At 54.4% G+C, this 21885-nt stretch carries 14 protein-coding genes; 7 read left to right on the top strand and 7 right to left on the bottom strand.

What is annotated here, in order from left to right; all coding sequences use genetic code 11:
* Positions 1-144: 144 nt before the first annotated feature.
* A complete protein-coding gene (locus tag K239x_RS00570) occupies positions 145-1053 on the bottom strand; it encodes a hypothetical protein (RefSeq protein ID WP_145415773.1) in 909 nt (302 codons plus the stop codon).
* Positions 1054-2295: 1242 nt separating this feature from the next.
* Here K239x_RS00570 and K239x_RS00575 point away from each other — a divergent pair.
* A complete protein-coding gene (locus K239x_RS00575; protein ID WP_145415774.1) occupies positions 2296-2715 on the top strand; it encodes a hypothetical protein in 420 nt (139 codons plus the stop codon).
* A gap of 138 nt (positions 2716-2853) precedes the next feature.
* Here the strand turns inward: K239x_RS00575 and K239x_RS28145 are convergent, their stop codons facing one another.
* A complete protein-coding gene (locus K239x_RS28145; RefSeq protein WP_419189501.1) occupies positions 2854-2982 on the bottom strand; it encodes a hypothetical protein in 129 nt (42 codons plus the stop codon).
* Positions 2983-3247: 265 nt separating this feature from the next.
* Between K239x_RS28145 and K239x_RS00580 the strand changes: the two genes are divergently transcribed.
* Entirely contained in the window at positions 3248-4138 is an 891-nt protein-coding gene (locus K239x_RS00580) for an ABC transporter ATP-binding protein (protein ID WP_419189502.1), read from the top strand.
* Complete coding sequence (locus tag K239x_RS00585) at positions 4135-5970, top strand: hypothetical protein (protein WP_145415775.1); 1836 nt, start codon at positions 4135-4137, stop codon at positions 5968-5970. The genes K239x_RS00580 and K239x_RS00585 overlap by 4 nt, the downstream gene beginning before the upstream one ends.
* Before the next feature lie 47 nt (positions 5971-6017).
* Here the strand turns inward: K239x_RS00585 and K239x_RS00590 are convergent, their stop codons facing one another.
* Positions 6018-7106, bottom strand: coding sequence for a Gfo/Idh/MocA family protein (locus tag K239x_RS00590; protein ID WP_145415776.1), 1089 nt, complete (start codon positions 7104-7106; stop codon positions 6018-6020).
* 250 nt (positions 7107-7356) lie between these two features.
* On the opposite strand from K239x_RS00590, the gene K239x_RS00595 reads away from it, so the two are divergent.
* A complete protein-coding gene (locus K239x_RS00595) occupies positions 7357-8760 on the top strand; it encodes a N,N-dimethylformamidase beta subunit family domain-containing protein (RefSeq protein ID WP_419189503.1) in 1404 nt (467 codons plus the stop codon).
* 26 nt (positions 8761-8786) lie between these two features.
* On the opposite strand, the gene K239x_RS00600 is transcribed toward K239x_RS00595, so the two are convergent.
* Together K239x_RS00600 and K239x_RS00605 are read right to left on the bottom strand one after the other, a co-directional pair.
* Positions 8787-12137 carry an efflux RND transporter permease subunit gene (locus K239x_RS00600; RefSeq protein ID WP_145415778.1) on the bottom strand — a complete coding sequence of 1117 codons (3351 nt, stop codon included), beginning with the start codon at positions 12135-12137 and terminating at the stop codon, positions 8787-8789.
* 5 nt (positions 12138-12142) lie between these two features.
* Positions 12143-13804, bottom strand: coding sequence for an efflux RND transporter periplasmic adaptor subunit (locus K239x_RS00605; protein ID WP_145415779.1), 1662 nt, complete (start codon positions 13802-13804; stop codon positions 12143-12145).
* 476 nt (positions 13805-14280) lie between these two features.
* Between K239x_RS00605 and K239x_RS00610 the strand changes: the two genes are divergently transcribed.
* Positions 14281-15147 carry an HDOD domain-containing protein gene (locus K239x_RS00610; protein WP_419189504.1) on the top strand — a complete coding sequence of 289 codons (867 nt, stop codon included), beginning with the start codon at positions 14281-14283 and terminating at the stop codon, positions 15145-15147.
* A 129-nt stretch (positions 15148-15276) separates the two neighbouring features.
* Here K239x_RS00610 and K239x_RS00615 read toward each other — a convergent pair whose 3' ends face one another.
* Positions 15277-15837, bottom strand: a complete 561-nt coding sequence (locus K239x_RS00615; protein WP_145415781.1) for an HAD family hydrolase — start codon at positions 15835-15837, stop codon at positions 15277-15279.
* A gap of 27 nt (positions 15838-15864) precedes the next feature.
* Positions 15865-16998, bottom strand: coding sequence for a non-reducing end alpha-L-arabinofuranosidase family hydrolase (locus K239x_RS00620; RefSeq protein ID WP_145415782.1), 1134 nt, complete (start codon positions 16996-16998; stop codon positions 15865-15867).
* A gap of 326 nt (positions 16999-17324) precedes the next feature.
* Between K239x_RS00620 and K239x_RS00625 the strand changes: the two genes are divergently transcribed.
* Together K239x_RS00625 and K239x_RS00630 are read left to right on the top strand one after the other, a co-directional pair.
* A complete protein-coding gene (locus K239x_RS00625; RefSeq protein WP_145415783.1) occupies positions 17325-20378 on the top strand; it encodes a DUF1553 domain-containing protein in 3054 nt (1017 codons plus the stop codon).
* Complete coding sequence (locus K239x_RS00630) at positions 20375-21826, top strand: DUF1501 domain-containing protein (RefSeq protein WP_145415784.1); 1452 nt, start codon at positions 20375-20377, stop codon at positions 21824-21826. The genes K239x_RS00625 and K239x_RS00630 overlap by 4 nt, the downstream gene beginning before the upstream one ends.
* Positions 21827-21885: the final 59 nt, after the last annotated feature.

Below are 21885 nucleotides of genomic sequence, written 5' to 3' on the forward strand. Positions count from 1 at the left end.
CCGGGGCCGTCCTCGCTGAAATTACGGCAACGGGCAACAGCCGTTGGATATTCGGTAAGAACCGAAAGAAGCAAAACAACATTCGACAAACTCCAAAAAGGGGAATGTCGAATCGTTCACATTTTGGGACGTCTAAACACTACTTCAACGTTTCCCTAACACCTTGTTTTTCGGTGGACGCCCGCCTTTTCGCTTGGCAGGGAACGGAGCACCTGTGCGTAAACAGAACCGTACACATTTGGCGTTGATCGTTGTTGGAGTACCACATAGTGGCCAATCTCGCTTTAACCTTACTGCTTCATATTCCGCACAAATTTCCTCGTTTTTCAAACCTTCTAATACCTTTTCGTAAACGAAGTGATCGGATTCCCGCTCGACACCGCCATAGTTGCTTTCTAGATCCGTTGGCGAAGGCTGGTGTACTGCATTAACGTCGTAGTTGAGCGCCCAGTCTACAACGGCTAGTCCACGTTTGAATTTCTCCGTGACCGCATCCTGGTTGGACAGCACATGAGCAATGCGGTCCTGAATTTCTACAAACGTGAAAACTAAGTGGTAAAGGCAAAAGACTGCAGTCCCCACTCGCCAGTAACCATGCGAGAATTCCAGCAACCCTATTGGGCTTATGTTGTCCGCCATTTCGTTGTTTACGTGTTCAACAAAAACCGCATACTCACTTTTCACATTGGCCAATTCTGAAACACGTTCGACGACTTCTCGGAGCGGTGTGTCAAAAGGCCAACTCTCTGCCTCACATTCAGCGTCATCGAAAAGAAATTGGCATAGCAACATTGACGATTCGATGGCTGTTTCTTCAACGCCCGTACCTTCCTCAGCGAGACGAAAAATTTCGTCAAAAGAAGTAAGCATTTCCGAACGGCGAACAGCGTTATCGGATACAGCGATCGATTGAAGTAAGAGATAGGCTTCCAGTACGTGCCTCCGCAGCGGCTCCAAACCCTTTTCTCTCATGTACTCACACGGCACCAGCTCATGTAAACGTTCCCGTATCCGTCGTTTGCGGAGCTCTTGCCAATTTTCATCAGTAAACATGCTCATCCCTAGTCGGGCCGATTCGACCGGCCGGAACTGATAGGGTGTCAGCGGCCGGTGGAATCGTGCGGCCGTAGCGAACGGCTTACCCTCGGAAGTCGTCGCGGGTCAGGCGACGACGGAAACAGCGGGCGACCAAACCCGCGTAGTTCCATTGTTTTTGATTTTCGTACACCGGGCAACCAACCCGGTTGTAGGCCAGCGAAAAAATCGAGAGTTTTGACATGGTTTGGACGTGTTACCCGTAACGGTCCAGACGCGGCACCGCGGCCAGAATTCGGACCACCCTCCCGTCTTGCTCCAACCGGACGGACTCTCTCTCAGGCGGCCGGGCTCGGGAATCGCGGTGGGCAACTTGAATCGCAGGAAAGGACCCAATGGCCCTTTGGCAGAACCCGCCAGCTTTGAGCGAAGCGAAGTAGCTTTTCAAATCTCGTAGATAGAGACACCCCGCAGTAACGCTACCCCCGATGTTCAAAACGCCAGAAGGGACCCGCATCGGAATGGTGGCCGCGTTGGAACGGAGGGGGTGGGGTGGTGTTAGAGCAAGTCGTATGCGTGCAAGAACATCGCAGAGGGGCGGGAATAACCTGCGAATGGCGGCGACACCAAGTACCTACTGACACCGGGGCGCAAGACTTTGTGGTGGTGGTGGCCCCGATTTTTTCGGCCGGTGTCGGCGGGAGGCCATCGGAAAGCAACCCCGCAGCCATCCCTACCCGCCCTCAGGAGGACCCAAACGAAAATCATTTTGCTGGTTGGACCGACACAAACGGGCAACGGTAGGTCGTGGACGATTAGCCACCCAGAAAATGACCACCCCCGGCCGTGCGTACGCTACGAAGTCGTGCCCACCGATTGTTCCCTTTGCCGTGGCCCTCAGTCGCACGGAAAGTAGTACCTACGCGCACCGCCCCCAACCCCCAACGCTTCGCAAAACGCCGGAGTGTATCTGTTAGCCATTGGGCGGCTTAGAACCGCAACGGGTGGCCGCCCATGCAATGGGACCCAAACACGGGCAGGCCCAAGTGAGCATTCAAACCGCGTTCATCGACCAACAATTTGGCCGCCAATTCAGCCGAAATGGGCCGGATTGGAACCACAGTAGGAGTAATGACGGATAACTGCAGGGCCGGGCCGCTACACCAGTCTTGGGCTATCGCAGTGTAAACTGGAGACACCTTATCTCGGCGACGCGACCAATGGGAACTAAGTTAGCTAACAAATAGCAAGGAAGAAATAATGGACAACAAAGGCTCCACGCAACCTGAGATCACCGCTGAGCAATACCAAGAGCGGATCAAATACGAGAACCACCTCCTGTATACGCGAGTCCAATTCCTGTTCGTGCTCAATGGATTTTCGACCGTCGCACTCGGTTTGGACCAACCGACTTTCGCCAAGTTCCTGCTAGCAATTGTAATGGTGTTGCTCAATGTGTTCGTGACATTCGCCCTACACCAAACTGACAGGGTGATCGCCGCTCTTACTGAGAGCTCCTTAAAAAATCACTCGGCTGATCCGTTGAATTCGATTTCACAAGAAGTTTTGGGACCTTACGTGTGGCTACGGCCAAACCGGATTATTACTCGCTACGTTCCGGTCGTCATATGCTTGGCGTGGACCGTAGGACTTGTCTTAGGAGTTGCGTCCCTAAAATAAGGTAATCGAAGCGTTACAAAAAAACTTGCTCAACGAATCGGACGACAGGTAGAGCGACAATCAGCATCGAACGCGATTGGGGTGGTCATTACCATTATATAATCACACTCGGACGCACCCGCAGTATTACGTTGGTCGTTACGCCCCTTCATCGGCCATCAACTTGGCCGCCAGTTCGGCCGAAATGGGGCGAATTGGAACCACAGCTGGAACCACCGGACGGCCCTCTGCATCGTTGACCACGGAAAACGCGGGGTTTTCGTTCAAAGATTCAAGTCCTGCCAGCCCTACTTTTTGCTTCCGCGTCGGCTGTTTTGCTGGCGGTCGGCCGCGTTGGGATTGATTCGCGGCTTTGTGCGCCTTGATTGGCGACGTCTTGGGCCCTGTCTGAACTGTTAGCTTGAGCGACGTCTTTCGCTGACGGTTTGCCTGCTGGTTGGTTTGGTTGCGTGACGGCCAGCTATCCGCACGGCTATCTACGACGTTGGCGGCGAGTCGCCTTACGCAGACAACTTCCCTTGACGGTTGCCCCATGACTTACGCGATCGAAACGAAAAAACTCAGTCGCTACTTCGATGATGTTCACGCCGTGAAGTCGGTCGATCTGGTGGTGCAAAGGGGAAGCCTTTACGGATTCCTTGGTCCCAACGGGGCGGGCAAGTCGACGACGATCAAAATGCTGACTGGGATCCTGGTGCCATCGTCGGGTGAGGTTTCGATTCTGGGTAAAAATCCTTGGAATCGTGCCGATGCGATCAGCATCAAACAGCAAACCGGAGTGGTGCCCGAAAACCTGGCTTTGTTCGACAATTTGACTGCGCGAGAATATCTGACGTTTACCGGGCGAATGTACTCGATGGATCCGAGTACGATTCGCGAACGTAGCGAAGAGCTTTTGTCGTTGTTGAAGTTGGAGGAAGTCGAAAAGAAACTCACCGTTGAGTATTCGCACGGGATGAAAAAGAAGCTGGCATTGGCTGCGGCACTTTTGCCAAACCCGGATCTGCTTTTTCTGGATGAGCCATTCGAGGGAGTCGATGCGGTGACGTCGCGCGTGATTCGCGACATCCTAGCGATCTACGTACGCCGCGGATCAACGGTGTTTGTGACGTCGCATGTTTTGGAAATCGTCGAACGCATTTGTACTCATGTGGGCATCATTGCCGGCGGCCAATTGGTCGAACAAGCTTCGCTGGACGAACTCCGCCAGGGCAGTTCGCTGGAGCAGCGGTTCCTGGAAAAGGTTGGACGACCTCAAGAGGAGGAAATCAATCTTGCTTGGCTAGAGGATGGCCGCGGTCGTAGTGGTCTTGCACCGGGCGGTAACGGGCCAGCGATCGAAGAGCCCGCTGATTCCGGGCAAGATTGTCCAGACCCTAACAGTCAGTTGTCTGAGAGTCAGTCGCGGGAGAACCCATCGTGAATCCCGGCCATTTGACGGCGATCATTCGCATGCGTTGGCAGTTGATGCGAAACCAGTTCCGAAGGTCGGGCAATGCCAATTGGATTGTCACCTTGATCTTGCTGGTCCTGGCCGCGATCACTTCGTTGTCCTCGTTTGTCTTTACGATTGGCTGGGGAGATTTTTTTCTGGCAAAGATTGAACCGTTCTATGTGATCTACGTTTGGGACGTGTTGGTGGTGACGTTCTTGTTCGGCTGGGCGATCGGGCTGATGACGGATTTGCAACGGTCCGAGATGCTCTCGCTGAAGAACCTTTTGCATCTGCCGATCTCACTGCGAGGTGCGTTCTTTCTGAACTACACCAGTTCGCTGGCCAGTCTGACGGTTTTGTTTTTTCTTCCGACCATGCTGGGGCTCTGCTTCGCTTCGGTGATGCGGTTTGGCACCCGTTCGTTGGTTGTGTTTGCACTGCTGGCGTCGTTTGTCTTCATGGTCACCGCGGTCAGTTATCAACTAAAAGGTTGGCTGGCCCGAATGATGGAGAACAAACGCATGCGTGGTACCGTGATTGCCCTGACGACGATTGTGTTTGTATTGATTTTTCAAATCCCGATGATGTTAAACATGGGTGGCTGGAATTCATGGGGAGAAGCACCTCGGCAGCGGGCGGTCGCGCATCAAGATCATCTGGACGAGCTGCAGGAACTCCAGGAGTCAGGCGAACTGACTCCCGCGAAGTACACCGAAGCCGTCGAATCAGCCAAAGAATCCTATTTGGCAGCGGAAAAGGAATTCAGCAAGGCCAGCGTTGACGCGATCAACGCCAAGGCAAAGTTTATCAATGCGGTGCTGCCAATCGGTTGGTTGCCCTATGGCGCTAGCGCCGCGGCCCAGGGCGCTGTACTACTGTCCTGGTTGTTTGCATTGGGAATGTCAGCGATCGGAATGGGCAGTTTGGCGAATTCGTATCGCAGCACGATTCGGGCGTACACTGGGCATCACAACAAGTCACGCCGTCAAGGAACGCGAATCGCGACCAGCCAATCGGTAAGGAGTTCGCTTTTGGAAAAGAACGTTCCAGGATTGAGCGGCACTCAGTCGGTGATTGCGTTGGCGTCGTTTCGATCGATGCTGCGTGCTCCCGAGGCGAAGCTGGCTTTGATGACGCCGCTGATCTTTGCTTTGGTTTTTGGCTCGCTCTTTTTCTCAGGAACGGCACGCAAAATCCCGCAGATCGCGGTGCCCTGGCTTGGTGTTGGGGCCTTGGGGATGTCACTTGTCAGCATGGTTCAAATGATGGTCAATGTCTTTGGACTTGATCGCCATGGATTTCGGTTTTACGTGCTGATGCCTGCGCGGCGACGTGACATTCTGCTGGGCAAGAATCTTGGGCTGTTGCCGGTCGCGGGAACACTGAGCGCGTTGCTAGTTCTTGCGGTCGGCGTGATTGCCGGAATGCGAGGTGTTCACATTTTTGCGACTCTCTTGCAGATACCCATCGCGTTTTTGATCTATTCCACGGTCTGCAATTACACGTCGATCGTCGCGCCCATGGGCATGGCTGTGGGCACGATGAAGCCCGTATCGATCAAGCTGAGTGTGGTGGTGATGCAGTTGATCACTGTTCTTGTATTCCCTCTTGCGATCGCTCCAGCCGCGATTGCTCTGGCAACGGAGCAGCTTGCGCAGATGTGGGACATGCAGTACGGCATTCCTTGGTACCTGTTGCTAACGCTGATCGAAATTCCGACCGCGTTTTGGTTCTACGACAAGATGCTTGATGGCTTGGGGGGCAAGCTACAGCAACGCGAACAAACCATTCTGGAAAACATTTCCAAGGTCGACGACTAGGATTTCGTCGACACACGATCTCACTTCGCCAGTAGTGGGGCGACATTTCAATCCAGCGGCATGCCGCTGCCCAGCAGCACGGCTTCGTGAACAGCCAGGTCGTGTTCTGAGTTCCACGCCAGTTCTTTTTCTTGCCGAATGACTTTTGCTAGGTCGATAAATTCGTCATCGTAGCGCCCCGTTGTTTTTCGCAGCGGGACATTCTGGAAGCCTTTTTTGAATTGGCCTCGTTGTCGATCGAGAGCCAGTCGAACCTTGGGCGGCTCTAGCGGATTGATCTGGTACGCGCCTTTTTCGCCGATCGTGTCAAAGTGCCGGCGCGGTCCTCCGAAGGGATCGATGTGATTGCAACGAATCGTCGCGATAGCGGTTGGGTAGTCAAACACTGCCAGTTGGTTGTCGGCCATGCTGTCCTTGTCCGGGTAGCTTCGCCGATTGTGTGCCGTGACTTTGTCGGGCTTGCCCAGCACCGTGACCATCGCATCGATGATGTGACACGACAATTCGAACATGCCTCCCCCGGTGAATTCTTCCAATTGGCGACGCATCGAATCGCTGCCTTTTTTGCCCATCATGGCAGTGATTTCCGTGATTCGGCCAAGCCAACCGTTTTGGACCATTTGAAACAGCCGCTCAAACGCAGGGTTGTACCGCAGCATGTAACCCATCTGGATCGTCACGCCTTGCCGGCCTGCTTCGGCGTGCAGTTCGCGACAGGCTGACATGGACGGTCCCGCGGGTTTGTCCAAGTGAATATGTTTTCCGGCTTTGACACAGATCATCGCCGACGCGACTAAGTCACGTACGTCTGTCTCAACGGCAACCGCTGCTAGTGATTCGGTGTTTAGCAATTCCTCGGTCGTCATCCACTTCACATCACGGTAGGCATCGGTTTGGGCCATTTCGCGTTGACGTTCTAGATCCGGTTCAACGACTCCGACGACTTCGTACAAATCATCCAGTTGCCGGATTGCCTTGATCTTTCCGCTGGCGTGCGGGTGCTTGGTTCCAATTTGCCCGATCCGAATTCGCGATGTGGTCGCTGCGCCGGCTGCATGCGGAAACGAAAGTGTGCTGGCAGTCGCTGCGGTCGCGGCCAGAAAACGTCGTCGAGTGGCGTTGTTGTTGATGTTCATGGTTGGATCTCTTGCAGGAAAAATCGTCTCGTTTCGCCGGCAACCGCTTTGTCCGGTTTGCCACCGCGTACGAATGGTGATGGTTCTCCGAGTCGAATCAATAGCTGGACGCACGGTTCCATTACTGGACGGATGACTCGGCGTCGCTTGGACGTACACGAATCGTTTAACGCAACCCGTCGGCGGTAGATTATAACAGGACGGAACTGCTATCCATTTGCTGTGTTGACCGAGGACGAGGAATCGAGTGATGCGAAATCGTTTGTCGTTGTTGCTGCTGTTGTTTGCTTTGGTATCGCTGGAGCGTTCCTCTGTGGCTGACCAAGTTCAGCCGGACGCGCCTTTCGTAATGGGCTACGCAAATCAGCTTAGTTTTGTCCCCGGCGAAGAGGTCGCTTTTCACCTTTCGGCCAGTGGTACATCGATCGATCTCGCCATTGATCGCGTTGGAAAAGATCGCGTTCGTGTATTTGAAAAAGCCGGTGTTGCTTGTGGCAGCCACTCGATTCCGGATCGCGCGTCGTCTCACGGCTGCGACTGGCCTAGCGCGTTTTCGATGACGATTCCCGATGACTGGGTGACCGGCTATTACGAAGCGACGATGCAAATGAAGGTCGGCGACAAGACGACCAATGGCTCGTTGTTCTTCGTCGTCCGAAGCGGCAATCCGGGAGCCAACACAAAGATTCTTTTGCAGTTGGCGACCAATACGTACAACGCCTACACCAATTGGGGCGGGCATAGTTTGTATTCGTACCATGACCGGGATGGAGTTCAGGGGCATCGTGTGTCGTTTGATCGTCCCCTTGCGTCCCAATATGGAAAATGGGAACTGCCGTTTGTGAAATGGGCAGAGCAGAGTGATTACGAAATCGACTTTGCAGTCAACGATGATTTGGAGTTTCATCCCGAAATACTAAAGCACTACAAGCTTGTCCTGAGTGTTGGGCACGACGAGTATTGGTCGGCGCCGATGCGCGATCATCTGGAACAGTACATTCGCGATGGAGGCAATGTCGCTTTTTTTAGTGGCAACACCTGTTGCTGGCAGGTTCGCAGTGAGGACGACGGGCGAGCGCTTACTTGTTACAAGCAGTCGTACAATGTTGATCCGATCTATCGTCAGGGCGATCATCGATTGTTGAGCACGGCTTGGAGCCACCATTTGGTCAAGCGTCCAGAGAACGAACTCACCGGCGTCGGATTTTTGTGGGGTGGGTATCATCGCAGCCACGGACAGTTCATGGATGGTCCTGGTTCCTTTGTTGTGCATCGGCCTGAGCACTGGCTCTTTACCGGGTCGCAACTCCGGCGAGGGGATCGGTTTGGCGGCAAATACACGATCGTTGGCTACGAGTGCGACGGCTGCGAAATGCGATGGGAGGATGGATTGCCATTCCCAACGCACCGCGATGGTACGCCCGAGACGTTTACGATTTTGGGATCGTGCGTGGCCCGTTGGGCACCGGGTGACAGCTTGTGGTACGACCGATTTCCGAAGGATCGTGTCGGAGCAGCCGTGTTGGGCGTGTACACCAACGGCGGCACGGTCGTTTCAGCGGGAACCACCGATTGGGCACACGGGCTGTCAGGCAACGATCCCGCCGTGATTCAAATCACCCGCAATGTGCTCGAACGACTCGGGTCCAAGTAGGGCCGGCCCTTGTGTCGGCGGTCCCTCTACGTCACTTCGCTGCTCCGGTGAACAGGCACCGGATGGACGCCGAAGGTTTCGACCAGGATGGCGTAGAACGCCGGGATGATGAACATAGTGACCGTTGTCGTAAGAAGCAGACCGACGATCATGCAGTACGCGAGACCTTCCCATAGGGGACCTCCGCTCAGTGCCAGCGGGATCAGTCCGCCGACGGTGGTTGCTGTTGTCAAGAAGATCGGCAGCATGCGTTGCTTGCCGGCTTCGATCAAACATTCGCGAAATTCAGCAACACTCAGTTCATTGGTTTCTCCGTCGGTCGTCTCCGACGCCTTCGCTTTCATGCGTTCTGCGATTAACAGGTCGGCGAATTCGACGAAGATGATGGCGGTGTTGAGCACGATGCCAAACAGGGCCAGGATCCCCAGTTGCGGCATGAAGCCAAGCGACTTGTCGAAAAGGAACAAGCCCAACCACGCGCCGACCAGTGCCAGCGGAAGCGTCGAAAGAATCAGGAGCGGCTTGGACCAGTTGTTGTACTGAAATATCAAACACAAAACGATCAGCAAGAACGAGGTGGCAAATGACATCATCATTTGCCCGCCTGCTTCGGCACTTTCTTCATAAGATCCGCCCGGTTCGATCCAGTAGCCCGTTGGCAAATTGTTTTGGATCGTCTTCATTTCGCCGGATGCCAATACGCGAGCAACGACATCATTGCCCATGACGCCTGGTTCCATTCGCGAACTGACGTTGATGGAACGGTTCATGTTTCGTCGTTCGATTTTGGCGATCTCGAATCCCGGTTTCAGTTTTGCGATCGAAGCCAATGGGATTTTGCCGCTGTCGCCTTCCACAAAGGCTTCCTGCAATCCGCGAATCGATTCGCGTTCACTGCCCTTGAGCCGAAAGTAGACGGGGACTTCGTGGTCACCTTCTCGAAACGTGGTCAGCTGCAGGCCCGAGTAGTACGAACTGAGCGTTTGAGCGACTTGCGAATTGGTAACGCCTGCCAATATAGCGCGATCTTGGTCAACATCCACACGAACTTGGTAGCCATCGACGCCCCATGAATCGCTAACGTTCCAGGTTTCGGGTTGGTTGTTGACGATCGCTTTGATCTTATTGGCGGTCCGCCGAAGTACTTTGGGATCGGCAAAACCGTTTCCCATGATCCGCAGTACGAGCGGATCGGCGGGGGGCCCAAGAGCCAGTCGTACCGGTACGATCCTTGCTCCGACGATCGGTGCGATGCCGAGCGATTTGTCGCCGCGCTCGCAAACTTCTCGCACGCGTTGTTCATAGCTGGCCGTCACAGAACTGTCTGTCGTGCGGACCAGGATTTCGGCAAAGGATCGTGTTCGTGGCTCGGGGTTCCAGCCCAGATGCCAGCGAGAACCGCCGCCACCGACCAAAGTTCGCATGACGCTCAATCGTGGTGCCTGGCCGTCGCCTTCAACACTCAAGCGGCGCACGATGGATTCGACTTTTTTGGCGACTTCATCTGTCTGCGCGATCGTCGCAATCTCGGGCAAGTAAACATTGATGGCGAACTGGGTGCCGTCGGCTTCCGGAAAAAACTCCGACCCAACCGGCAGCGACATGATTCCGACCATGATCGCGAGTCCCGCAAACGCGGTCAGCCATTTGAGTTTAACGGCGGCCATCCCCAGCCAGCCGTAGATTTGGAAGGCTAAGTTTTCATGGACGGTTGGCTTGACGCGATCGGTGTCGGCGACCGTAGTTGCTTTCGTCTTTTTCTTGCGACGAGGGATCAGCGCCGACAAGCGTTGCCAGCTGGCGACTACCGGGGAACTGGGCGCGTTGGCATCAGGCACGCGAATGAACATTCCAGCCAGGATCACGCACAACGACATCGCCAACAGCCAGCTCAGCGCAAGCGTGGTGGATACCGTCACTGGCAAACTATACACGTACTCCTTGCCGCCGCCTTCGAGACTGAACAGCATCGGGATGAACGCGGCCATCGTCGTCAGAGTTCCCACTAACATCGGGATGGCAAGCGTGTTGGCACCTTCGATTGCAGCCGGGAACGGCTTCATACCTGCGATTTGGTTAGTGCGTGCCTGATCACAGACTTGAACCGCATTGTCGACCAGCAGGCCAAGCGAGATAATCAGAGCCGCAAGTGAGATTTGTTCGAGCTGAACGCCGAATACCGAGATCAGTCCGATCGCGATGATGACCACAATCGGAATGTTTGCCGCCATGACGAATGAAGTGCGAAAGCCGACGACCAAGTAGACAACGAGCACCACGATCAAGATCGCTTCGATCACGTTGATGATCACGTCACGGATCTTCTTTGCCACACTTTCGGACTGATCCGATACTGCGGTCACCGCAATGTCCGGCGGCAATCGTTGCTCAGCGTCGGTCAACTGCCTGACACGTTGTTTGGCCGCTTCGCAGACGTCGACAATGTTTGATCCAGACTTCATCGTGACGCCTACCATGACGGCGGGCGACGAGCGATTCGAATCGCCGACACGACAGATATAGCTAGGCGGATCTTCCAAGTCGCGTTTGACAGTCAGCCCCAATTCGGAAAGCGGGACGGTATTATTTCCGTCGTCGGCTTTTACGGTACTGGCGATCTGTTGGATTTCTTTGATCGCATTGAATTCGTCGTTGGCTTGAACGGCATAATGGCCCGACGCGGTTTCGAGTTCACCGCCAGCCTGGATGACGTTGCGTTGACTTGCGAGCGCTTGCAGTTGGGCAGTTGTTAGCTGCAGCTGCGACCAATTTCCGAGATCCGTTTCGATATAGACCGCTTCCTGGCGAACGCCGTACAGATCGACCTTGGCAACGCCTGGCAGCAATCGAATCGACTCTTCGACGTCTTCGGCAAACTCTTCCAACTGACGCGGCGAGTACTGATCTTGCGGCCGAACTTCGTCTCGCCCGTGAACCGGGATTTGATGAATGGCCAACAACAGAACGGCGGTATCACCGAATTCATCATTTACGATGGGACGGACATTGTCTGCCGGCATCTTGACCAATTCCACGCGAGCGCGAACTTTGTCCCACACGTTTTGGATGTCGGCTGGCGCAACATTGTCTTCGAGTTCGACGAATACGGTCGACTGGCCCGTCAAGGTGGTCGAACGGGTCAGTTCGACTTCCTCGATACTGGTCACACTTTGTTCGATCTTGTCGGTGATCAGTTCTTCGACGGTTTCGGCAGAGGCTCCCGTCCAGGTCGTGGAAATGACGCACACGCGAATCGTGAACTCGGGATCTTCGCGGCGCGGCATGGTGAAGTACGTCATCACACCCCAGCCCATTGCCAAGACAACAAGCGAGATGACGATGGGGCGATACTTGACGGCTAGTGCTGGTAAGGACATGCGGCTTATTCCTTACTCGATTCGGTGGCGACTACGTTGATCTTTTCGCCGTCGGTTAAATAGTGGACACCGCCGACGATCAACCGCATTCCTTCTTCTAGTTCGGGCGCGTCGATGGCGACCATCGACGCGGTGTCGAGATTGTCTGGCGACTTTAGAGTGACGTTCAGTTTTCGGGCCAGGTCATCTTGAGCGACAAAGACGAATGTGCGGCCCGATTCTTGGTAGATGGCTTCCATCGGCACATAGAAACCCTGACCCACATCTGCATCGGAGAGATCGACTTTGACCAAGTCGCCCGGACGCAACATCCACTGAGAACCCGAATCAACCATGACACCGTCTCCTTCCCACTCACTGGGGTCTTTGTCACCGGTCTCCAATTCTCCGGTGTAGAGAGTCAACTCGTCGATTGACGAGGGGTCATCAAAGGTCACGGCGCGAAATATCCAATTCCCTAAGAAGGGGACGCGGAAATCATTTTCCGTGATTCGAACCTTTTTGACTTTCAAAATCCGCGGCATGGTTTCCTTGAGCTTTGCATTTGCAATGGCGTAAATGTAGGCTCCTTGGGCGTCGCGTAAAATCGACTTCTCTTCGACCACCATCAATTCGTCGGGTGCTCCCATCAGTCGGTTCAATTTGATTGGCCAGATATCTTGCGTCAGTGCGATATTGGCTTCGTCATCGGCCTCGGACAAGCTATCGCGAAATTGCTCGTTTAGAAAAAGCAGCGTCATCGTAAACGTGCGTGTCGTCGGATCAGCACTCGGATCAATGCTGTACACAAACGCATTTTCATTTCGCTGTTGGCCGTCGGGCAGAGTGAACTGAGTCGGCAAGTTACGTTGTCGCCGAAGCCGTCGTGATTGTTCCGCCGACAATTCGATCTCGGCTTTGATGGGGGTCGTCATTTGCAACGTCAAGACCGCGGAGCCGGCCGAAACAACGCTACCGGGAACGACCATCACTTGCGAAATTTGACCGCGATACGATCCGTAGAGAGTGGTGTTTTCGAGATCTCGTTTGGCGTCGTTCAGTGCTTGTTGGGCTCGCTTGATCTCTGCTTCAGCAGAACGCAATTGCGACTTGGCTTGTTTTTGACTGGCCAGGATTGCCTTGATTGCGGCTTCCCGATTTTGCACGTCATTCTTGGTCTTGTCGTATTCGGATCGCGAAGCCGCATTTTGACGGTTCAATTTTTCCATGCGGTCAAATTCAATGTCAGCGAGTTTCAGATCAGCCCTTGCCGATTCAAGCTCTGCAGGCAGCGAATCACTCAGCTGGATCTCGATGCTTTCTTTGCTTAGCTTCGCGACGTCCAAGTTCGCCGAGGCGGATTCAACTGCGATCTCGTAGCGCGCCGCATCGATACGCGCGAGAGGAGTTCCCTTTTGCAGCAGCTTGCCATCGGGCGAATAGATACGCCCGTCGATGTTCTCGCCTGGTTCGAGTACCCACTCCAATCGCCCCCCGACTTCAAAACCAAGGTCCTCGGTTTTCCATGCCTTGACGCTCCCCGATACAACGTTGGACGAATCAGGAACGCCTTTCGATAGCACGATCGTCGTCACCGGCCGAGGTGCTTTGGATGTCTGCTCCTGAATCGTTTGGTCACAACCAACGACGATGGCGAGCAACAGAAGAATCAGCGTCGGTGATTTCATAATCAGTCGTGTATGGATGAAACGTTGGACCGATTGCAGGGAGTGTACAGGTTGCTCGCAAGCCGAATCAGTCGCTGGCGGATTGTAGCCTGGGCAGTACAGGGCTGTTGATGGGCCATGATTCCTCGGTCTAGCGGCAATGCCGTGGCGGCGTTTGCGGCCGATTGACTGCACATTTTAAGGGCGGGGCAACACAAGGGCTTGTGAACAGCCATTCTCGGGAAGGTCTGGTCCGCTTCGTTGCCATGGTTCACGACATGCTTTTTCCGGTGGATTTTGTGCAGCCGTCGTCGGTGCCAAACCCAAGTTGGTCGCTCAGTGAACGGCTGCTCTCGTTCGCGAAAACGAAAGGAATGTCGTTTGGAATTTGGTTGTCTCTGGCCAGTTTGTGAGGCATGTTTGACCTAGGCACTGAATTGAATCGGGCACGGGAAGTCCCGGAGCTTGGTGTAGGGGTTATCTGGGGTAAAGCGATCATGCTGCATCGTGTAGAAGACAAGCGACGCTTGGAAAAAGTCATCGAAGAGCATCTTAAAAAAGCTCCCGAGTTGAGACCGTTTCCTGAAGCGGTGACACGGCTACTTTCGGCTTGTCGCGACACCGATTCGACTAGCAAAGACATCGAAAGCATCATCGCTTGCGATCCCTCGCTATCCGTCAAGATTTTGCGTTTGGCGAACAGCCCGCTATTTTGTCCGGCGCGTGACGTGCATAGCATTGTTCACGCGGTCACACTGCTTGGTCGTTCCAAGATCAAATCCATTGCTCTGTCCGCCGTCGCTGCCGACATGCTCCTGGTGGGAGATGTTGCTAAGAAACAACGCCAAGAGCTTTGGGATCATTCAGTCGGATGCGCCGCGGTCGCCAGCTCTTTGGCGAAGTACGTGGCCGGTGTCCAGCGTGACGACGTGTTTTTGGCAGGCATTTTTCACGATGTCGGAAAACTACTTTTCTACGATGTGGTTGCGAGCGAGTACGACGAACTAACGTCGGATTATCTCGGCAGAGCGCTGATCGAAGAAGAACAGTTTTTGTTCGGCACAACTCACGAATCCATCGGCGTTACCGCGGCAAATCGATGGGGCCTCCCCGACGAATTACTCGCCGCAATCGGTTGGCATCATCGACCCGAAGACAATCCATTTGGGCATCCCCACGCATTGATCATCTCAGTAGCTGACGACATGGCCCGAAAATGGGGCATCGGATCGCGTCCGATTCCCGAAATCGACCTCGACGAAGAAGTCCTGCAGACAATCAAGGTCTGCGAGGACGATTTAGCTGGCATCAAAAACGAAGCCGTCGAAGTTCTCAGCCAAACACTGAATCTGGCCGTCGCATAGACGGGAACTGCCCGCGGAACATGCCCCCCGGGCACCATGCCACGTCACGTTGCAAAGTGAGTAGGCGTGGTTCGCCGTGCTGTCTGCAATTGGCGGGACTTCGAAGCGAGTTTAGTCAGTGAACCGGCATCAGATGAGTTTGCGAATGTCGATGCAGCTCATGCCGGCTCGACGGGCGGCTTCGATGCCTGGTTCGCCGTCTTCGTAGACTTGGCATGCGTTGGGGGCGACTCCGAGTCGCTTGGCTGCTTCCAAGAAGATGTCGGGATCAGGTTTGCCCTTTTCAGTGTCTTCGCTGGTTACGACGTGATCGAACCAGTCGATGATGTTGATTTGTTGTAGTTGCAACTGGACCAATCGCCGCGTGCCGCCGCTAGCGACTGCCATGGGGAATTTGCCCCGGTTTTCACTGGCGATCTGGACAATCGGATCGATGGCTTGCAGCAAATCAATGGACTGTAGAAAAAAGGTCTCCTTGGCATCCAATGCTTTTGCGTAGTCGATTTGGATGTCAGATTCCGCGGCTAGACGCGGGATCAGTATTCGTGATGGAGTGCCGCAGTGCGCGAAAAACGTTTCTTCGGCCAACGTCATGCCTTGCTGCGATAGTGCATCACGCCAACCAGCGTAGTGAGCGGGCATCGAGTCCGTTAGCGTGCCGTCGCAATCGAATATTAAAGCTTGGATCAAAACAGAATCAGGGGGAATGGTTGTTGGCTATTGGGTCACATCAGGCTTCAGCATACCCAGTCGCCACTGGTACGCACCGTATCGCTTTTTATTTTTGTCCTTCTCAATCATGCCTTGAAAGAGAACCCGCCAATCGGTTGGATCAATGGTAAGCGTTTGGTCGTGGCCGTGCCGAATCAATTCACCGTGGCTGATATTGTCCGTCCAAGGCTGAACGCCCGGTGCAGGCCGAACGTTGTTCATTCCGGCAAACGGTTTTGCTTCGGTGTCAGCGAGTGGTCGCCAAGGCCCGGCCAGTGAGTCTGCGAGGTAAGACTTAAAGTGCCGGCGCCCTTTCTGTTCGATCACTGTCAGGTAGTACGGAGTGTCTTTGACTCGGTACGTGTGGCTTGCCTCGAAAACCTTGGCCTGCAGAGCGACTTCGCAGTGGTCAAAGCCGTGGGGGAATTGTTCGATGTCGGTCCACATTCGCCACATTTTTCCGTTCAGGCTGGTGAAAAACAAATGGGCTTTTTCTTCGTCACAGATGATCCAGTAGTCCAGTCCGCCGACGGTACGAGGATCATTGGGGCCGCCATCAAGCATTGGCTTGGCACGCGTCCAGGAAAGGGGATCGTCGATGTTGACCGTCGTTGAATAAGCGACCCACATTTTGTCCGTATCCGGCATGCCCGCTTGATAGACCAGGTACCATTTTTTGTGCGGCGTGAAATAGAACACCTGCGGAGCACAGAAATAGTCGCTGTCGCTGACATCCAAAAGCGTTCGCTTGGATTGATCTGCGTCGTTCCAGTTCGAAAAGGAACAGTGTTCGATCGCCGATCGTTCTGGCAATTTCACCGTCATGAAAACATGCCAGCGACCGTCATGGAATACGACCGTCGGGTCTTTCTGGGCGTGGCTGGGTTCGTCTTTGCGGATTTCTGCGGAGATAAGCGGCGAGGAGTATTGCCACTGGGTCGGCACTTTCAGTGTGGGCGTTGTCGTTGCAGGTGCGCGTTCCTGGGCAAACACCGTTTGCCCACCGAAGTCTGATCCGCCTTGCCCACCGAAGTCTGATCCGCCGAAGTAAGTCGTGTTCAAATAGTTGGTGCTTAGACAGGCCACGATCGCGATCAAGAATGCGTGTGGGCGTCTGCCAAAAACGGTTGCGTTGGACATCGAAAACCTTTCCAAAATTCGTATGGTTTGCTCGCGTAGAAACGATAGCACAGTCAATTCGGTCTCAGATATGACGAAAGCGACTTCGGGATGGCAAATGCGTCAAGCTGTGGGGCCGGGCAGTTGTTATGAGCTGTGTTTTGCGGGGAGAAGCGAGGGGTGTCGGAATCCTTTTCGTTGACGCTTTTGACTCGGTTTACTAGGATGAAGTCAACGTCGGCACGGATGCTGGCATCGCCTCCCCCGTCCACGCTGGACCATTTCGGCAAAGCTATCTGAGCCGTCATTAGCGACTTCCCAATCGCGTTTCCTATTGCTGGTCACTCATGTCGATCACTCGTCGTCTCTTTGTGGTGCTTGCCGCACTTTTGTTTGTCAATGGAGCTCCTGCGGATGAGTCTGCGGTTGATTTTAATCGCGACATTCGGCCCATCCTTTCTGAGAACTGTTACCACTGCCACGGTCCCGATGAATCGTCGCGGGCCGCCGACCTTCGGTTAGATACAGAAGAGGGTGCCAAGGAGTACGCAGTCGTTGCTGGCGATGCGGATTCGAGCGAGTTGATGGACCGCGTCTTAACCGACGACGAAGATGTGCTGATGCCGCCCCCGGATTCGGAGCGTTCGCTGACAAAAGAGCAAACGGAACTGCTGCGGCGTTGGATTGACGAAGGCGCGGCCTATCAAAAGCATTGGTCGTTTAACCCGCTGTCCCAACCCAAAGTGCCGGAGATTGCCAAGGGCCAGGTCGCGCACAATGCGATTGATTATTTCATCTTGAAAAAACTTAACCAACAGCAACTCCAACCGACTCCTCCTGCGGATCGCGAAACGCTGATTCGTCGTGCCACGTTTGACTTGACCGGGTTGCCGCCCACGATCGCAGAGATCGACGCGTTCTTGGCGGATCAGTCGCCCGATGCGTATTCGCGATTGATCGATGGATTGCTCAAGCGTGATTCTTATGGAGAAAGAATGGCGTCTGTCTGGCTGGACGCCGCACGCTACAGCGACACTTATGGTTATCAGCAAGACCGTGATCGGTTCGTTTGGCCCTGGAGAGATTGGGTCATTCAATCGCTGAACGACAACATGCCTTACGATCAGTTCATTACCGAACAGCTTGCTGGTGACCTGCTACCGGGCGCAACGCGGGATCAGGTTTTGGCAACGACGTTTAATCGTCTGCATCCACAGAAAGTCGAAGGCGGTAGCGTGCCGGAGGAATTCCGGATCGAGTATGTCGCTGACCGCGCACAAACCGTTGCCACGGCTTTGATGGGGCTCACGTATGAATGTTGTCGATGCCACAACCACAAATACGATCCGCTGTCACAGAAAGAGTACTACCAGCTAACGGCATTCTTCGACAACATCGACGAGGCGGGTTTGTACTCGTACTTTACTCCTGAGGCGATTCCAACCCCGGGGTTGCCACTGCCAACAGCCGATCAAGAAAAGCAACTCAAGAAATTACAGGCGGTCGTCGACAAGTTGGCGGTCTCGTCTAGGTCAGCTGCTTCCGCAAAGACACCGGATCTCCGCGACATTCCCGCCGCCAACCGATTTGCAAAACCGATCGCGTCGCTTGACTTTGAAGGCAAGCCATCGGGGCGCAATAAAGCGGTGCAAGGCGTCAGTGGCCGCGGCGTGAAATTGACAGGCGATGATCCCGTGCCGACGGAGGTCGGGAATTTTCACCGATACGAACCGTTTTCTGTTTCGTTGTGGATGAAAACGCCTGATCATAAAGAACGCGCTGTTGTCTTTCACCGCTCGCGGGCTTGGACCGACGCGGCAAGTCGCGGCTACCAGCTGTTGATCGAAGACGGGCGGCTCAGTTGGTCACTGATCCACTTTTGGCCGGGCAACGCGATTCGTGTGCGGACGATCGATCCGATTGCCGTTGGAAGTTGGGTGCATGTCAGCGTGACCAATGATGGATCCAGCAAAGCCGACGGTGTGGGCATTTACGTCAATGGACAGCGAGCGAAAACGGAAATTGTACGCGATCACCTGACACGGCAGATCACCGGCGGAGGTGGCGACACGATCGCAATCGGTGAGCGGTTTCGCGATAATGGTTTCAAGCACGGCTTGGTCGACCAGTTCCGTGTATTTGACATTGAACTGACGCCTTTGGAAGCCCTGCGTCTTTCCAAATCAGGCGAGAATTATGAGGCGGTGTCGACGAACGCAGCGTCAACCAAGGCCGTGCAGCAGCACCTTTTGTTGCGGCACGACGTCGCCGAGATCCAACGCCGCGCGAGACTGCAAGCGGCTCGCACTGCACTTTGCGAAGTGCAGGACAAGACGCAAGAGATCATGGTGATGCGGGAACTGGATCAACGCAAACAGACCTTTGTTCTCGACCGCGGCGCGTACGATGCGCCCAGCGAACCGGTCGGTCCTGGCACACCAGCCGCCCTGACTCCATTTCCGGAGGATGCACCAAGTAATCGATTGGGGTTGGCACAGTGGTTGACCAGTCCCGATCATCCGTTGACCAGTCGTGTTGCCGTTAACCGACTGTGGCAACTGTGTTTCGGCACCGGACTGGTCCGCACCCCGGAAGATTTTGGGAGCCAGGGCCAGCCACCAACGCATCCGGAGCTGCTCGATTACTTGGCGATTGACTTCAGGGAGGATGGCTGGGACATCAAGCACGCTGTGAAGCAAATCATGATGTCAGCGACGTATCGGCAATCGAGTGAGACGTCGGATCTAAATTTGTCCAAAAAAGACCCCACCAATCAATGGCTGGCGAGGTTTCCAACGTATCGACTGTCTGCTGAGATGTTGCGAGACAATTGCTTAGCCGTCAGTGGACGATTGGTTTCCAAAGTCGGCGGCCCGCCCGTTAAACCGTATGAGGTGGAAGCGTCGTTCAAGCCTTCGCCACGCGACAAAGGCGAAGGGTTGTATCGCCGAAGCGTTTACACGTATTGGAAACGTACAGGACCCGCGCCGATGATGATGGCGCTTGATGCCGCGAAACGTGACGTTTGCCGTGTTCAACGGGAACGCACTTCATCCCCACTGCAAGCGTTTGTTCTGTTGAACGGTCCTCAGTTTGTCGAATCAGCACGTGGCTTAGCCGAACAATTGATTGACCAGCACAGCCAAGACGACGAAAAGATTATCGCGGAAGCGTTCCGACGTTTGACCAGCCGGCGAGCGAACAAAAAGGAGTTGAAAGTGCTTGGCGATTTGTTGAATTCGCAGCAGGCATATTTTGACAAAGACGAACAGCGAGCCAAGGCATTCTTGGCGGTCGGGGATGCCGAGCCGGATGCGAAGAGCGAACCCAATCGATTGGCAGCTATCACGGTGGTGGTTGGTACTTTGATGAACTACGACGAAAGCGTGATGAAGCGATGAGAAAATTACGTCAAAGCACCGCCAATTGCGTCGAAACGATTCCCAGTTCGCGTCGCGAAATGCTGACGCAAACCGGCATGGGGCTAGGCGGGATCGCGCTGGCACAGATGATGCAACAAGAAGCGGCCGCGTCGAGTGGCGGCATCTTGTCGGCGCTGCATCACGCCCCCAAAGCCAAGCGTGTGATCTACCTGTTCCAGTCAGGTGGCCCGTCACAGATCGATTTGATGGATCATAAGCCGGTTCTGAATCGAGAGCACGGCAAGGAGTTGCCAGACGAAGTCCGTCAGGGGCAACGACTGACTTCGATGAGCGGTAACCAAAGCAGTTTGCCGTTGGTGGGTTCGCCGTTCAAGTTTGCCCAGCACGGCGAGAGTGGAACGTGGATGAGCGATCTGCTGCCGCATACTTCCAAAATCGTTGATGACATTTGCGTGGTGCGGTCGATGTATACCGAGGCGATCAACCACGGTCCGGGGGTGACGTTTCTGCAAACTGGCAGCCAGTTCCCCGGTCGGCCTAGCATGGGCGCTTGGTTGGACTACGGTTTGGGAAGCGCTAACGATAATTTGCCATCTTTCGTCGTGATGGTGACCAAAAACAAAGGTGGTCAACCGCTAGTATCGCGTCTTTGGGGGAGTGGTTTTTTGCCAAGCAAGCACCAGGGCGTAAGGTTCCGCAGTGGAAAAGACCCCGTGCTTTATCTCAGCAATCCCGATGGCATCGAAGCCGATTCGCGGCGAATGGCGATGGATGCGTTGAGCCAATTGCATCAACTGAAATTGGATCAGTCGTCGGACATGCATGTCGAAAATCGTATTTCGCAGTATGAACTTGCTTTCCGTATGCAGTCATCGATTCCCGAAGCGACCAACTTTGCGGACGAGCCGGAGAGTGTGTTCCAAGAGTACGGCCCGGATTCAAAAAATCCAGGAACGTTTGCGGCAAACTGCTTGCTGGCGCGTCGGTTGGCCGAGCGAGGCGTGCGATTTATCCAGCTTTATCACCAAGGTTGGGATCAACACGGAGGATTGGTAGGCGGAATCAAAAAGCAGTGTAAAGAGACTGATCAAGCTTCGGCCGCGTTGATTAGTGACCTGAAACGAAGCGGTCTATTGGAAGACACGCTTGTGATTTGGGGCGGCGAATTTGGACGCACCAATTACTGCCAAGGCAAACTGGATGGTGACAAATTTGGCCGTGATCATCATCCGCGCTGTTTCAGTGTTTGGATGGCCGGTGGCGGTGTGAAACCTGGGGTGGTTCATGGCGAAACCGGTCCTTATGGATACAACATTGTCGACAAACCGGTTCACGTTCACGATTTTCATGCCACGATTCTGCATTTGCTGGGAATCGATCACGAGCGTCTCACTCGCAAATACCAGGGCCGCCAGTTTCGCCTGACGGACGTTCACGGGCACGTTGTCAACGATATTCTGGCGTAGCACTGTCCTGCCTAACAACTGCTAGCTTACTGATCCGCTAGCGCTTCGCGATCGAGTGT

It is taken from the genome of Stieleria marina (assembly GCA_007741555.1).
Classification (GTDB): domain Bacteria; phylum Planctomycetota; class Planctomycetia; order Pirellulales; family Pirellulaceae; genus K23-9.